10 protein-coding genes and 1 tRNA gene are annotated in these 14634 nt (G+C 65.7%); 6 read left to right on the top strand and 5 right to left on the bottom strand.

The window, feature by feature from the left end:
• The first annotated feature begins 140 nt into the window (after positions 1–140).
• Positions 141–1571: a membrane-bound lytic murein transglycosylase MltF gene (mltF, locus tag Q0894_RS12280; protein WP_299235755.1), complete on the top strand. Its 1431-nt coding sequence runs from the start codon at positions 141–143 to the stop codon at positions 1569–1571.
• Positions 1572–1574: 3 nt separating this feature from the next.
• Here mltF and tadA read toward each other — a convergent pair whose 3' ends face one another.
• Positions 1575–2033 carry a tRNA adenosine(34) deaminase TadA gene (gene tadA, locus Q0894_RS12275; RefSeq protein WP_299235753.1) on the bottom strand — a complete coding sequence of 153 codons (459 nt, stop codon included), beginning with the start codon at positions 2031–2033 and terminating at the stop codon, positions 1575–1577.
• Positions 2034–2120: 87 nt separating this feature from the next.
• Between tadA and Q0894_RS12270 the strand changes: the two genes are divergently transcribed.
• The 3 genes from Q0894_RS12270 to Q0894_RS12260 all read left to right on the top strand — a co-directional run bounded on the left by Q0894_RS12270 (position 2121) and on the right by Q0894_RS12260 (position 6708).
• Positions 2121–2948, top strand: coding sequence for an acyl-CoA thioesterase II (locus Q0894_RS12270; RefSeq protein WP_299235750.1), 828 nt, complete (start codon positions 2121–2123; stop codon positions 2946–2948).
• 35 nt (positions 2949–2983) lie between these two features.
• Positions 2984–3059: transfer RNA gene (locus Q0894_RS12265), tRNA-Thr, on the top strand.
• A 130-nt stretch (positions 3060–3189) separates the two neighbouring features.
• Positions 3190–6708, top strand: a complete 3519-nt coding sequence (locus Q0894_RS12260; protein WP_299235747.1) for an EAL domain-containing protein — start codon at positions 3190–3192, stop codon at positions 6706–6708.
• A gap of 49 nt (positions 6709–6757) precedes the next feature.
• On the opposite strand, the gene Q0894_RS12255 is transcribed toward Q0894_RS12260, so the two are convergent.
• Positions 6758–9433 (bottom strand): EAL domain-containing protein, encoded by a 2676-nt coding sequence (locus tag Q0894_RS12255; RefSeq protein WP_299235744.1) that lies wholly within the window; start codon positions 9431–9433, stop codon positions 6758–6760.
• Positions 9434–9556: 123 nt separating this feature from the next.
• Between Q0894_RS12255 and Q0894_RS12250 the strand changes: the two genes are divergently transcribed.
• The gene (locus Q0894_RS12250; protein WP_299235741.1) at positions 9557–10837 is read left to right on the top strand and encodes an MgtC/SapB family protein; all 1281 of its coding nucleotides are present in this window, start codon (positions 9557–9559) and stop codon (positions 10835–10837) included.
• A 99-nt stretch (positions 10838–10936) separates the two neighbouring features.
• Here the strand turns inward: Q0894_RS12250 and Q0894_RS12245 are convergent, their stop codons facing one another.
• Positions 10937–11386 carry an META domain-containing protein gene (locus tag Q0894_RS12245; RefSeq protein WP_299235738.1) on the bottom strand — a complete coding sequence of 150 codons (450 nt, stop codon included), beginning with the start codon at positions 11384–11386 and terminating at the stop codon, positions 10937–10939.
• A 168-nt stretch (positions 11387–11554) separates the two neighbouring features.
• On the bottom strand, positions 11555–12745 hold the full coding sequence (locus Q0894_RS12240; protein WP_299235735.1) for a Xaa-Pro peptidase family protein: 1191 nt from the start codon (positions 12743–12745) through the stop codon (positions 11555–11557).
• Between the two features lie 136 nt (positions 12746–12881).
• On the opposite strand from Q0894_RS12240, the gene Q0894_RS12235 reads away from it, so the two are divergent.
• Positions 12882–13607, top strand: coding sequence for a YebC/PmpR family DNA-binding transcriptional regulator (locus Q0894_RS12235; RefSeq protein ID WP_299235730.1), 726 nt, complete (start codon positions 12882–12884; stop codon positions 13605–13607).
• Positions 13608–13682: 75 nt separating this feature from the next.
• Here Q0894_RS12235 and Q0894_RS12230 read toward each other — a convergent pair whose 3' ends face one another.
• Positions 13683–14585 carry a PA4780 family RIO1-like protein kinase gene (locus Q0894_RS12230; RefSeq protein WP_299235728.1) on the bottom strand — a complete coding sequence of 301 codons (903 nt, stop codon included), beginning with the start codon at positions 14583–14585 and terminating at the stop codon, positions 13683–13685.
• Between the last annotated feature and the right edge of the window lie 49 nt (positions 14586–14634).

Below are 14634 nucleotides of genomic sequence, written 5' to 3'. Positions count from 1 at the left end.
CGCGGCCTGCGGCACAGAGCGCACATGATACTGGAAAGCCAGTGGCGGAAGAAATCCGGTTGAGCAAAGAGGCAAGCGCACGGATGACAGCCGCAGCAAGGCTGGGTATCGTGAAGGGCCTCACTGCAGCCGATCACCGCATGCCACTGATTCCGAGTGCACCCCTGAGGCATACCGCCATCGCGCTGCTGGCGATAGCGGTGCTGACCCTGCTCCCCGAGCCGCCACGCACTGCCAGGCAGGGCCTGCTCGACACCATCCTCATCCGGGAACTGCTCAGCGTGCACACCCGCAACACCCCCACCACCTACTACGAGGGGCGCGAGGGGCCCACCGGGTTCGAGTACGAACTGGCGCGACGCTTCGCCAGGCAGCTGGGCGTCAGCCTGACCATTCGTGCCGATCACCATATCGAAAGTGCCCTCGAGGCGGTGCGCCAGGAGGGCGACATGGCGGCGGCGGCCCTGCCCCTGGAGCCCGACCTGCCAGGGGTGGTCTTCAGCCGCCCGATCATCGAGCTGCAACCGGTCGTCGTCTATCGTCGTGGGCTTCCCCCGGTGGAGACCGCCGACGACCTGCCCGGCCTGACTCTGGGCGCCATCGGCGGTGCAGGCACCGGTCGTGTACTGAACGAACTGCAGGCTGACTATCCGGATCTGCGTTGGGAAGCCTCCTCCGAGGTGGAGGTCGCCGAACTGCTCGGCCAGGTGGAGGATGGCGAACTCGACGCGGCGGTGCTCTTCGACCATCAGTTTCGCCTCAACCGGCTCTTCTTCCCCGACGTGGAGCGCGGCTTCCTGCTCGGCGACCCGCTCTCCATGGCCTGGGCCTTCCCGACCGAGCACAGCCTGGCGCTGGTCGAGGCCGCCAACCGCTTCCTTTCCGGGCTGCACGAGAGCGGCGAGCTCGAGGCCCTGGTGACCCGCTACTTCGGCCATGACGACTTCCTGGAGTACGTCGGCACGCGCACCTTCCTCAACCATGTCGAGGCGCGCCTCCCCAAGTACACCGAGCTGTTCCGCGAGGCCGCGCGAGCCACGGATTTCGACTGGAAGCTGCTGGCCGCCGTGGGCTACCAGGAGTCGCACTGGGACCCCCAGGCCACCTCCCCCACCGGCGTGCGAGGCTTGATGATGCTGACCAACGCCACCGCCGGCGACCTGAGGGTCAGCAACCGTCTCGACCCCGCCCAGAGCATCCATGGCGGGGCCCGCTACCTGCGCCAGCTGCATGACCGCCTGCCCGATTCGATTCAGGGAGACAACCGCCTCTACATGGCCATGGCGGCTTATAACGTGGGGCTGGGGCACCTCTACGATGCCCGCCGAATCACCGAGCAGCGCGGCGGTGACCCCGACCTCTGGGCCGATGTCCGCGAGTCGCTGCCGCTGCTGCAGCAGCGTGAGTGGCACAGCCAGACGAAGTACGGCTATGCCCGGGGCGGCGAGCCGGTGATCTATGTCCGCAACATCCGCCGCTATCACGAGATTCTCAGCTACGTGGAGCGCAGCCGACGCGAGTTCCCGCAGCTCAACGCCCGCACCGCAGGCCCCAGCCCTACTGCCCCGTAAGGCCTACGAGGGGCGACGTGTGGCGAAGAACTCCTTGAGCAGGCGTGATGCCCGCGATGCCAGCACGCCCCCTTCCACCGCCACTCGGTGGTTGAACCAGGGCTGGGCAAAGAGATTGGCCTTCGACTCCACCATACCGCTGCGTGGCTCGGCGGCGGCATAGACCAGGCGCGCGATGCGGGCGTGGATGATCGCCCCGGTGCACATCAGGCAGGGCTCCAGGGTCACGTAGAGGGTACAGCCATCGAGGCGGTAGTTGCCGAGTCGCGCGCCGGCATCACGCAGCGCGCGGATCTCGGCATGGGCGCTGGGGTCGTGCCCGCCCACCGGCGCATTGTAGCCGACGCCGAGGATCTCACCGGCGGCATCCACCACCACCGCCCCGACCGGCACCTCGCCCGCGGCGAGCCCTGACCGGGCCTGGTCCAGGGCCCGGTGCATATAGAATTCATCGCTGCGCACTGCCCGGAACTCCCGTAGACTGAATGGCTGGCAGACGATCGTATGATACCGATGGCCTTCCTGCATGCCATCACCCGGAGGAGACCGATGACGCCCGACGCCCTGAACGACCTGGTGGACCTGCTTGGCCTGGAGCCCCTGGAAGAGAACCTGTTCCGCGGCCGCAGCCAGGACTTGGGGCTGCCCCAGCTGTTCGGTGGCCAGGTGCTCGGCCAGGCGCTCTCGGCGGCCACGCAGACTGTCGCCGCGGCTCGCCGCCCCCACTCCCTGCACGGCTACTTCCTGCGTCCCGGGGACCCGCACCGTCCGGTGATCTATCAGGTCGAGGCGGTGCGCGATGGCGGGAGCTTCGCGACACGCCGGATCACCGCCATTCAGAAGGGGCGCCCCATCTTCTTCTGCAGTGCCTCCTTCCACGATGCAGAGCAGGGCTTCACCCACCAGACGGCGATGCCGACGGTCTCATCGCCGGAGCGCCTGATCGAGGCGGGTGCCGAGCTGGCCCGCTTCGACAACCACCCCATCGAGTTCCTCCTCGACAGCGAGGAGTGCCAGCCCGGCCAGCCGGCCCGCAAGCGCGTCTGGTTCCGGCTGGTGGGCGACCTTCCCGACGACCCCGCAACGCACCGTGGCCTGCTGACCTACAGCTCCGACTTCAATCTGCTGACCACCGCCCTGGTGCCCCACGGCATCGGCTTCCGTGACCCCAAGCTGCAGATCGCCAGCCTCGACCACGCACTCTGGTTTCACCAGGAGGTCAGGGTCGACGACTGGCTGCTCTATGACATGGACAGCCCCTGGGCCGGCCAGGCACGGGGCTTCGCCCGTGGCAGCATCTACGACCGCGACGGTCGGCTGGTCGCCTCCAGCGCCCAGGAAGGCCTGACCCGACTGCACGACAAGCCCCGGGGCTAGTCGGTGAAACTTCCCGGCGCTACCATGACGGTCAGGCCGCAATAGCTCAGCCGGTAGAGCAACGCACTCGTAATGCGTAGGTCGGAGGTTCGACTCCTCTTTGCGGCACCAGATCCTCGCGCCAGAAGCATCCTGTGAAGCGGCCACTCGCGAATCCTCGCGGTGGCCGTTTACATTTCTGCTACTTGATTAGCCTTCCACGAGACGTTATCTCCCCAAGCCGTTATGCTGGAGCTAAGGCATGAACGACCAACGGAGTAATACCAGCGGTATGGCACGCCTTTACGACTCCCCCCCGTGGCTTTGGCTGATCGCCATCACCGGGGTCATGCTGACGCTGACCTTCGCCCAACAGGCTCGTCACGACGCCGAGACCGAGGCGATGCAGCGGCTGGCCTTCGGCGCCGACCAGATCACCCTGCGTATCGAGGAGCGCCTGGCGGCCTATGCACTGATCCTGCAGGGTGCCTCGGCACTGTTCGATGCCTCGGAGACGGTGAGTCGCAGCGAATGGCGCGCCTTCGTCGACCGCCTGCACTCCTCGCCACTGCTGGGGGATATCGAAGGGGTCGGCTTCGCTCGCCATATTCCCGCCGAGCACCTGGACGCCCATCTCGTCAGCGGGCGCGCCGAAGACGTCGCCGACTACAGGATCATGCCTGCCGGCGAGCGTGAGGTCTACGGCCCTGTCCACTACTACGAGGCCTTCAGCAACCGCTATCGGCACGCTCTGGGCTACGACATGCTCTCCAACCCCACGCGGCGCGATGCCATGGAGCGCGCCCGTGATACCGGCCAGGCGGCCCTGAGCGGACGGGTCGAGCTGGTCACCGAACAGGACGAGCCGCAGCCTGCCACCCTGATGTACCTGCCTGTCTATCGAAGCGGCATGCCCCTGGAGAGCATCCAGCAGCGCCGCGATGCCCTGCTCGGCTGGACCTACATGCCCTACCGCATGCACGACCTGATGACCGGCATCCTGGCTACCCATGACTGGAGCGACGGTCTGCCCCTGGACCTGAGCCTATACTCTGGCGGCAGCAACACCCAGCAAGCGCTGCTCTACCGCAGCACCACCGGCCCTCACTCCGATACAGACCTTGTCCAGACTCGCCAGATCAAGGTCGCCAGACAGGCCTGGGAACTGGCTTTCCAGTATCATGATCCCGGTGCCGCCATCCCCCTCGCCACGGCCTGGTGGCGACTGGCTGGCGGCTTCACCCTCACCCTGCTGCTCTGCGCCCTGATCGACTCACTGCTCAGCACTCGAGCTCGTGCCCAGCAGATGTCCCGGGCACTGACGCAGACCCTTCGCCAACGCGAGGCGCAGCTCGAGCGAGCCGTCTCTCGGCTACAGACCATCGCCAGCCAACTGCCAGGAGTCGTCTATGAATACCGTCTCGAGCCCGATGGTCACTCGCTCTTCCCCTATGCCAGCGAGGGCATGCGACGGATCTACGGCGTGGCACCCGAGCAAGTCCGGCAGGATGCCAATCCGGTATTCAACACCATCCATCCGGATGACCGTGATGCCGTGGTGCGCTCCATCAACCGCTCCGCCGAGTCCCTGACCCCATGGCGCCAGGAGTACCGTATCCAACTGCAAGATGGCGAGATTCAGTGGGTGTTCGGCGATGCCCAGCCCCATCTGGAGCGGGATGGTGCCATCACCTGGTACGGCGTGATCATCGATATCTCCGAGCGCAAGCAGACTGAGTTGGCGCTGCACGCCGCACACCTCGAGACCCAGCGATTCCGCGAGGCCCTCGACCATGTCGATTCCTACATCTATATGAAGGACCGACACTACCGCTATACCTACGCCAACCGCGCCACCCTGGAGCTGCTGGGTTGTGATACCGAGACCCTGATAGGCAGCAAGGATGAGCACTTCCTCGACGCCGAGAGCGTGGTGCGTCAGTCAGAACTCGACCGGCGAGCGCTCGCCGGCGAGCAGATTACCGAGGAGATGGTCAGTCACGATGCCGAAGGCAATCGCCGGGTCTATCTGGAGATCAAGACACCCATCCGGGACGGTGGAGAGATTACCGGACTGCTCAGCACCTCCAGCGATATCACCCTGCTCAAGGAGCACGAGCGCCAGCTGGAATACCTGGCTCACTATGACCCGCTCACCGGCCTACCCAATCGGGTACTGCTTGCCGACCGCCTGAATCAGGCCATGGCCCATGAGCAGCGCCTGGCACGCCAACTGGCCGTTATCTACCTGGATCTCGACGGCTTCAAGGCCATCAACGACAGCTTCGGCCACGACGCCGGCGACCACCTGCTGGTCACCCTGGCTCATCGAATGAGTCAGGTGTTACGGGAGGGGGACACCCTGTGTCGACTGGGTGGCGACGAGTTCGTGGCGGTGCTGGCGGACCTCACCGACACCCAGAGCATAGAACCCTTGCTACGCCGGCTGCTAAACATCGTCACTCAGCCAGTGTCATACGAGGGCCAACGCCTCATGGTCAGCGCCAGCCTGGGAGTGACCTTCTACCCTCAGCCGGAGAGCGTCGAAGCCGACCAGCTGCTGCGCCAGGCCGACCAGGCCATGTACCATGCCAAGCTGACCGGCAAGAACCGCTACCACTTTTTTGATCCCGACCTCGACCGCTCGATACGCAGCCGCCACGAAAGCCTGGAACGCCTGCAGCAGGCGCTGGAGCAGGAGGAGTTCGTGCTCCATTATCAGCCCAAGGTCAATATGCGCAGCGGCGAGGTGATCGGAGTCGAGGCCCTGGTCCGCTGGAACCACCCAGCGCGCGGCCTGCTCACCCCGGACCAGTTCCTTCCCGTGATCGAGGAGCATCCGCTTATCGAGGCACTGGGGGAATGGGTGATCCGGCAGGCTCTCGCCCAGGCCGCCGTCTGGCACGAGACCGACCTGCCCCTGGCGATAAGCATCAACATGGCGGCGCATCACCTCAACCAGCGCCAGCTGCCGGAACGACTGACGGCACTGCTCGCCGAACAGCCAGGTCTTCCCGAGGGCAGCCTGGAGCTGGAGATTCTCGAGACCAGTGCCCTGGGTGACCTCACCCAGATCACCGAGTTGCTGGAGGCATGCCAGCACATCGGCGTACAGATCTCGCTGGATGACTTCGGCACCGGCTACTCCTCGCTGACCTACCTCAAGTGGCTGCCGGCGGGTACGGTCAAGATCGACCAGAGCTTTATCCGCGACCTTCTCGACACCCCCGAAGATCTCAAGATCCTCGCCGGCGTGCTGGGGCTGGCCGAGGCCTTCGAGCGCCAGGTAATCGCCGAGGGGGTCGAGACCCTGGAGCATGGCCAACTGCTGCTTCGTCTGGGCTGCGAGCTGGGCCAGGGCTACGGCATTGCCTCCCCCATGCCTCCGGAGGCGATCCCCGCCTGGTGCGCCGAGTGGCGCCCACCCGCCCAGTGGGCCAGCCAGATGCCGCTGCCTGCCAACCGGCTACTGCTGCTGACCGCCGGTATCGAGCATCGCGCCTGGTGTCGCCAGCTGCATCGCGACCTGGCTGCCGGGGACAGCCCGATATCCTCACCGCTGGCAGGCTCACCCTGTCACTTTTGCGACTGGCTGATCAAGGATCATGGACAGAATTTTCCCGACCTGAGGCGCCTCGCCACGCTGCACCAGGAGGCACATCGTCTGGTGGCGAGCCTGATCGAGTCCGGCACCGAGGAGGATACCGACCGCCAACATCGCCACCCCGATGACGTCTGTAGGGCACTGCTTGCCGAGATCGAGCGCCTCCTTTCGAGCTGAGGGCCCACTCTGACGGCCTGAGGCTGGACTAAACACTTCTGCCGGCATCTCATTCGGCGACCGACAGGGGCAGCCGCTCGATTGGCTGAGGACGACTGAACAGATAGCCCTGGAAGCGTGTGCACCCATGGGCGATCAACCAGTCTCGCTGCGCCTCGGTTTCGACCCCCTCGGCGATCACATCCAGCTCCAGGCTGCGTGCCAGGGAGATGATGCTGGCCACGATGGCCGCCGAGGCCTGGTCCTCCAGCAGGTCGCGAACAAAGCCCTGATCGATCTTGAGCTGTGCCAGCGGCAGGCGCTTGAGATAGGAGAGCGAGGAGTAGCCGGTGCCGAAGTCATCCAGGGAGAAGCTCACGCCACGCTCGTTCAGGCGCAGCATCTTGGCCCTGGCATCATCACGCTCCTCCATGAACAGGCTCTCGGTGACCTCCAGCTTGAGACGCTTGGCAGGCGCCCGGGTGGCATCGAGAATCGCCTGCACCTGCTCGACGAAGTCACCCTCGCGAAACTGCACGGGGCTAACGTTCACCGCCATGACCAGATGCTGTCGCTCAGGGTCAGCGGACCAGACGGCCAGCTGACGGCAGGCGCTCTCCAGTGCCCAGCCGCCGATCGCCAATATCATGCGATTCTCCTCGGCCAGGGGAATGAATTCGCCCGGTGAAACGACACCCCGCCCGGGATGCTGCCAGCGCAGCAGGGCTTCCACACCACACATCTCGCCACCGGCCGTTACCTGGGGCTGATAGTGAAGCCGAAACTCCCCCCGTGGCAGCGCCTGTCGCAGGTCGGACTCGAGTCGAGCCCGCGCCTGCAGGCGCGCCTGTATCTCCGGGTCGAAGAAGCTCAGGGTGTCCCTGCCCGCCGCCTTGGCCTGGAACAGCGCCGTATCGGCCTGCTGGAGGATGCCATCCAGGTTGACCGCATGCTCATGGAACAGCGTCACCCCCAGGCTGCCGGTCACCACCAGCGGCTCACCCGCGACCACCTGAGGGGCCTGCAGGGCGGACAGCAGCTTGAGTGCGACCCCTTCGGCGCCCTTCGCGGCCTCCTCGGGACACTCGCCGAGATCTTGCACCAGCAGCGCGAACTCATCGGCGCCCAGCCGCGCCAGGGTGTCGGTTTCACGCACCACCGAATGCAGGCGCTCGGCAACCTGTCGCAGCAGCTGATCCCCCCTTCGATGGCCCAGGGTATCGTTCACCCGCTTGAAGTTGTCGAGGTCCAAAAAGATCAGCGCCGCGAAGTGGTCACCACGCTTGCTGTCGCGCAGCAGGCCCTGCAGGCGATCCATCAGCAGGCGTCGATTGGGCAGCCCCGTCAGCGGGTCGAAGAACGCCAGCTGATGGATCTCTCGCTCGGCGGCCTTGCGCTCGGTGAGGTCACTCAGGGTCGCCACATAGTGGGTCAACTCATTCTCGGCATTGCGCACCGCGCCGATGGTCAGCCACTCGGGGAACACCTCGCCATCGCGCCGGCGATTCCAGATCTCACCCTGCCAGCTGTCGCGGCGCTCGATGCTGTCCCACATCCCCGCATAGAAGGCCTCATCATGCAGCCCGGAGCTGAGCAGGTTCGGAGTCTGGCCCAACACCTCCTCCTGCGAGTAACCGGTAATGCGGGTGAAGGTATCGTTGACGCGCAAAATGATGCCCTCGGCGTCGGTGATCAATATCCCCAGGTGTGTCTCGAAGGCAGCGGCGGCGATTCTCAGCTGGGCATCATGCTGGCGCGCCTCCCCCTCCAGCCGCAGCCGATTGAGATAGTGACGCAGCAGCAGGCCGCCAAGCCCGACCGCCGTCGCAACGATCGAAAGGTAGAGCCATAGCCGCTGAATCCAGCCCTCAAGCGCCACCGATACCTCCTCGCCAACCACCGTCACGAAAGGCAGGTCACCGATCCGCCCCGCATCGAAGAAGCGCTCCTCGTTATCCAGGGCCGAACGGACGCGATAGTCGCCTCGCTGCTTCCCGCTCTGGAGAAATGTCTCGATCAAGGCCCCATGCACCATCTTGCCGAGCCCACCCTCGGAGCCCTTCTCTTCGAAGGCGGGAAACCGGGCGACCAACTGCTTCTCGGTATCGATGATGGCAGTGCTCTGCCCCTCTGCCATGCTCATCGATGCCAGGCCACGATGGAAGACCTCAGGCTTGAGCTCGACGCTGACAACCCCACCATCGGCCAGACCCCGGGCATGCACCACTCGATAGCCAAGGGCCGCGGATGACCAGAAGAGCGGGGTAACGGTCTGCTCGCCGGGCGCTAGCGACAGCAGCCGATGGTAATAGGGAAGTCCCCCCAGGGGGCGGCCCGGTGGGTAGTCACTACGGGAAGAGGCCAGGACTCGCCCCTGGGCATCCAGCACGCTGATGCTGTCGAAGAACGCCAGATCGGCAATCAGTGCACTAAGCCAGTGTGTCAGCTGCAGTGATGTTTCATCCTCGATACCCGCCGCCTCATCCTCCAGGTGCGCCGATACGCTGGTCAGCATCACCTCGCTTGAGGTGAAGATGCTGGACACCCACTCCGCCACCAGGTCGGCCCTGGCTGAGTTGCGCTCCTCGGCGGCCTGGGTATCGTGCCAATACTGTTCGAGCGCAAAGGAGCCGATCACCGCCAACAGCAGCACCATGCTGCCTACATAGACGATGATGGCGCGGCGCCTGTCGCGCTGAATGTCAAGCTCGGTATCGAATGGCGTAAGGCCCGAAGCGTGCGGCATGCTGATGCAGCCTTTGCTAAATCATTAGGTGTACCCTGCCCATAGGTTAACAGCTCTGCAACGTTTTGCCGGCAGATGTCGCCCCCCCCTCACTCGCACGTATCGCCAGTCGGAGCCACGCCCATGGAAGAGGTCACTCGCCATTTCCTCGACGCCAACCAACCGCTGTTCCGGCTGGTCGTGGCCCTGCTGCTGGGCGCGCTGATCGGCATCGAGCGCGGCTGGGTCGCCCGCGAGCAGCAGGCCGGCGAGCGCATCGCCGGCATCCGTACCCACGCCCTGGTGGGACTGCTCGGCGGCATCGCCGCCCTGCTCTCCACCACCCTGAGCGCCTGGGCATTTCCCTTGATGTTCCTGGCGGTGGCGGGCACCGCCCTGGTGGCCTGGCGGGCACGCCTCACCGAGCGCCAGGACTACAGCATCACCGGTCTGGTGGGGCTGCTGCTGACCTTCTGCTTCGGCGCCGTGGCCGTGGAGGTGGACCCGGCCCTGGCCACCGCCTGTGCCGTGGCCACGGCGCTGATTCTGGACAACAAGCGCGAGATACACGGCCTGCTCGCCAAGCTGCAGGCCCACGAGCTCGACGCCGGCCTCAAGCTGCTGGTGATCAGCGCGGTGATGCTGCCACTGCTGCCCGACCAGGCCATGGGGCCCGGTGGTGCGCTCAACCCCTACGAGATCTGGTGGATGGTGGTGCTGATCGCCTCGGTCTCCTTCGTCGGCTACTTCGCCATCCGCATGGGCGGCGCCGAAAAGGGCATCCTCTTTACCGGCCTGTTCGCCGGCCTCAGCTCTTCCACCGCCCTGACCCTGCACTTCGCCCGTCAGTCACGGCTGACCCCGGGGCTCTCGCCGATGCTCGCCGCCGGCATCCTGATCGCCTGCGGCACCATGTTCCCGCGCATCCTGCTCTACGCCGCGGTGATCAGCCCCGGTCTGCTGCCGGCGCTGCTCGTGCCCATCGCGCTGATGGGCGCCACCCTCTACCTGCCGGCGCTCTGGCTGTGGCGTCGGCATCGCGGCGATGGCGCGGTACAGCAGCCGGGCTCCGGGCAGAACCCGCTGGATCTGCGCATGGCACTCTTCTTCGGCGCCCTGCTGGCAGTAATCATGTTGCTGGGTGAGTGGCTACGCGACGCGCTGGGCGACGCTGGCATCTATCTGCTCGCCACCACCTCGGGCATCGCCGACGTCGACGCCATTACCCTCTCCCTGACCCGCATGTCACTGGACGCCATCAGCCCCGACACCGCGGTGATCGGCATCATCCTGGCCGCCGCCACCAACAACCTGGTCAAGGCGGGCCTGGCCGGCGCCTTCGGCACGCGCCGCACCGCCGGTCGGGTGGTCATGCCAATGCTCGCCTCCTTGACGATCGGCCTCGCCACGGCCTGGCTGCTGTAGTCGGTAGCGCAAAAAAAGACGACGCCCGTCACGGCGGTGACGGGCGTCGCTCGGGTCGAAAGGCACCTGGCGAGTGCAGGGCTTAGCCTCGTACGGCACTCAGTAGAGGTGCACCGCCTCGAAGTGTGCCAGCGCCTCGCCCTCGGCATCGACGAGGGTCAGTGCCTTGCCGTCGACCTGCCAGGTATCGACGCTGCCCAGTGCATCGAGGAAGGCGCGTTCGAGCGCCATCACCTCACCGGGGCAGGCCATCATGGTGGTGGCCACCTGCGCAAAGCTCAGCCGATCTCCCTCGAGCTCGTACTGCCCCATCATGCGGTTGCACCCGGTGGAGCCGGCCAGGCGGCTATCCTCGGCGTGCAGCACCAGATGCGCCTCCCGCGCCTCGTCGATGGCAATCGCTTCACGATCACCCACCGTTTCCAGCTTCCAGTAGGTGTTCTCCAGCGGCTCGTCGCCGGGGCCATTGGAGGTAGCATCGAACCCGGCACAGCCGGCCAGCGTCACGGCACCCAACAGCAGGGCCGGAAGAGAGAGTCTGCGGATCATCGGTGGTCACTCCATTGCCATTTGCGGTGGCCATATCAGACACCTCTGAAACATAAAGTTCCCATCCTCGCTGTATATGTCTTATCGGTCCGCGGGCCCATAGTCGTTAACTCAGTCGTTAACTTCGTCGTTGACATGGCCGCCACCGCCGGCCGGGGTAATCGCCCGTCACCCCCCGGCCTCCCTCAGCCGCCAGTCGTTGTCGGTGATGGCCTCACCGCCCTGAGGGGTGACGCGCACCGTATCGCTGATCCCAACACCCCACTCACCCGGTCGGCGCAGGCAGAGCGGCAGATGAAATACCATGTCGGCGGCGAACTCGCGCCGCTGACCACGGGCGATATAACCGGTCCCCTCTACCCAGCTGGGCGGGAACTGGGCGCCCACGGCATAGCCGAACACCCCCGAGAAGAAGAGCCGATCGGCATGGGGGGCGAGTACCGTCTCGGCGGCCCTGGCGGCATCGTCGAAGGTGCGCCCCGGGCGCATCTCGGCGATCAGACTCTCGAAGAGCGCCCGACATAGATCGCGCAGCGCCTGCATCTCGGCGCTGGCCCACCCGGCCACGGCGGTGCGCATCATCGGTGCGGTATAGCGCTGGAAGGCAGAACCGAACTCCAGAAACACCGGGTCATCACGCTCGATCACGTTGCGCTTGTGGTTGACGTGAATGACGCTGATGCGCCGGCCGCTGGTGACGATGGGCTGCAGGCTCATGAACTCGCTGCCGGCAGCCAGCAGCGCTCGGCTGCCCTCCGCCGCCACCTCGTTGTCGGTCACTCCCGGCGCGATTATCGCCTCGGCGGCGGCCAGTCCCGCCGCGGTGATCCTGGCGCTCTCGCGCAGACATTCGAGCTCCGCCGGTGTCTTGACGAGGCGAATGGTATCAAGCAGCGCGCCGCCGTCATCGCGGAAGCGCTCGGCCCCCAGCCGCGCCTGCAGCTCGCGAATGACCCCCAGGCGCAGGCCGGCGCCATAGAGATCCAGGCCGATGGCGCGATACGCCGCCAGTGTCTCGGCCAGCGGCGCGATCACCTCGTCGATGCCCTCCCAGCGGTAGCCGAGGATCTCGTCCACCGCGGCGGTGACCACCGCGGGCCCGGTCTCGATGGAGGGCACCTGCAGCACCAGCCGTTCGGCGCCTACCACCAGCGCGGTGTGCACTGAGACCTCGAAGGTGTGATAGCCGGTGAGGTAGAAGATATCCGCCGGGTCGGTCAGCAATAGAGCGTCGAGGCCGGCCGATGACATCGCGTCGCGCACCCGGGCCAGGCGGGCGACGAATTCGCCAGGGGCAAACGGCAGCTCGCTGCCGCCAAGGGCCCCGGCCAGGGCGTGACGATAGGCGTGATGGTCCATGCGGCCTCCGCAGCCGAAGGGGTGACTCCCGGAGTGTAGTCGTGACGGGCCGTGTCGCGAGCGTAAAATAGCCCTGTTCGCGTCCCGCCCGGTCTCGTAGAATCCTGTTCCATGTTGAACTCGACAGGACAGTGATATGGGCAGGGCCTTCCAGAACCGCAAGGAATCCATGGCCAAGACGGCCGACGCCAAGACCAAGGTCTACAGCAAGTACGGTCGCGAGATATACGTGTGTGCCAAGCAGGGCGGCACCGACCCGGCCGGCAACCTCAGCCTGCGCGGCCTGATCGAGCGCGCCAAGAAGGACCAGGTCCCCTCCCACGTCATCGACAAGGCGCTGGACAAGGCCAGCGGCGTGGGCGGCGAGGACTTCTCCCCGGCGCGCTACGAGGGCTTCGGGCCGGGCAACTGCATGGTCATCGTCGACTGCCTGACCGACAACCCCAATCGCACCTTCGGCGAAGTGCGCACCTGCTTCAACAAGACCAAGTGCAAGCTGGGCACGCCGGGCAGCGTCAGCCACATGTTCGACCACTGCGCCATCCTGGCCTTCCAGGGCAGCGACGAGGAGGCGGTATTGGAGGCGCTGATGGAGGCCGACGTCGATGTCACCGACATCGAGAACGAGGAGGAGCGGATCACCGTCTTCGCGCCCCATACCGAGTACGCCAAGACCAAGCAGGCACTGCTCAACGCCTTCGGCGAGATCGACTTCGAGGTCGACGAAATCCAGTTCGTGCCCCAGACCACCACGCCGCTGGAGGGGGACGACGTGGCCACGTTCGAGAAGCTGCTCGACGCCCTGAATGACTGCGACGACGTGCAGAACGTCTTCCACAGCGCCGAACTGCCCCAGGAGTAAGTCGGGCGAAGGCTAACCTGGGCGAAGAGTAATCCGGGCGAAGAGTACGTCGGCCCGGGAGCAAGCCGGCGTGTCTCAGCGCTGGCGCTGCGACTCCTGCCACTCCGCGGCGGCTTCCTCCACGCCGGGCTCGTCGCCGCGGTTGAGCGCCGCCTGGCGACTGGCCTCCTCCTCGCGAACGTCATCGATCACCGTCATCAGCTCGTCGACATCGACGGGGGCGGTGTCATGCACGAAGCGGCCGGTCAGCTGGCTCTCCGGGTGGAGCTCCCCCGCCTCGAATAGCGCCCAGATCTCCTTGCCGTAGTCCGTGACCAGCAACTCCGGCGCGAAACGGCCGAAGTAGCGGCGCATATTGTCCACGTCACGTTCAAACATCCACTCGGCGCTGTTGTTGCCGGCGGCATCCACCGCCTGGGGCAGGTCGATGATCACCGGCCCGTCACTGGCCATCAGCACGTTGAACTCGGACAGGTCGCCGTGCACCAGCCCGGCACACAGCATCTTCACCACGTCCCGGATGATCTTAGTGTAGGACTCGCGGGCCTGCTCGGCGCTCAGGGTCACGTCGTCCAGGCGCGGCGCGGTGAAACCCTCGGCATCGCTGATCATCTCCATCAGCAGCACGCCATCGATAAAGCCAAAGGGCTTGGGTACCCGCACATCTGCCGCGGCCAGCCGGTAGAGGGCGTCGACCTCGGCATTGAGCCAGGCCTGCTCCTGCTCCTTCTGCCCGTAACGGGTCTTCTTGGCCATCGCCCGCGAGCGGCGACTGTTGCGCCCACGGCGCCCCTCCTGGTACTGCACGGCCTGCTTGAAGCTGCGCTGCTTCGCCTCCTTGAAGACCTTGGCGCAGCGTCGCTCCCCGTGGGAGCGCACCACATAGACCTGGGCCTCCTTGCCGCTCATCAGCTGACTCTCGACCGCGTCGATCAGGCCGTCGTCCACCAGCGGCTGCAGGCGCTTGGGTATCTTCATCTATTGTTCCTGGTATTGCTGAAACGAATCACTGAGCCGGCTGGCTAAG

It is taken from the genome of uncultured Halomonas sp., from assembly GCF_947501415.1.
Taxonomy (GTDB): domain Bacteria; phylum Pseudomonadota; class Gammaproteobacteria; order Pseudomonadales; family Halomonadaceae; genus Halomonas.
The sequence above is the reverse complement of the archived record's forward strand: the minus strand, read 5'-3'. Positions and strand labels throughout refer to the sequence as shown.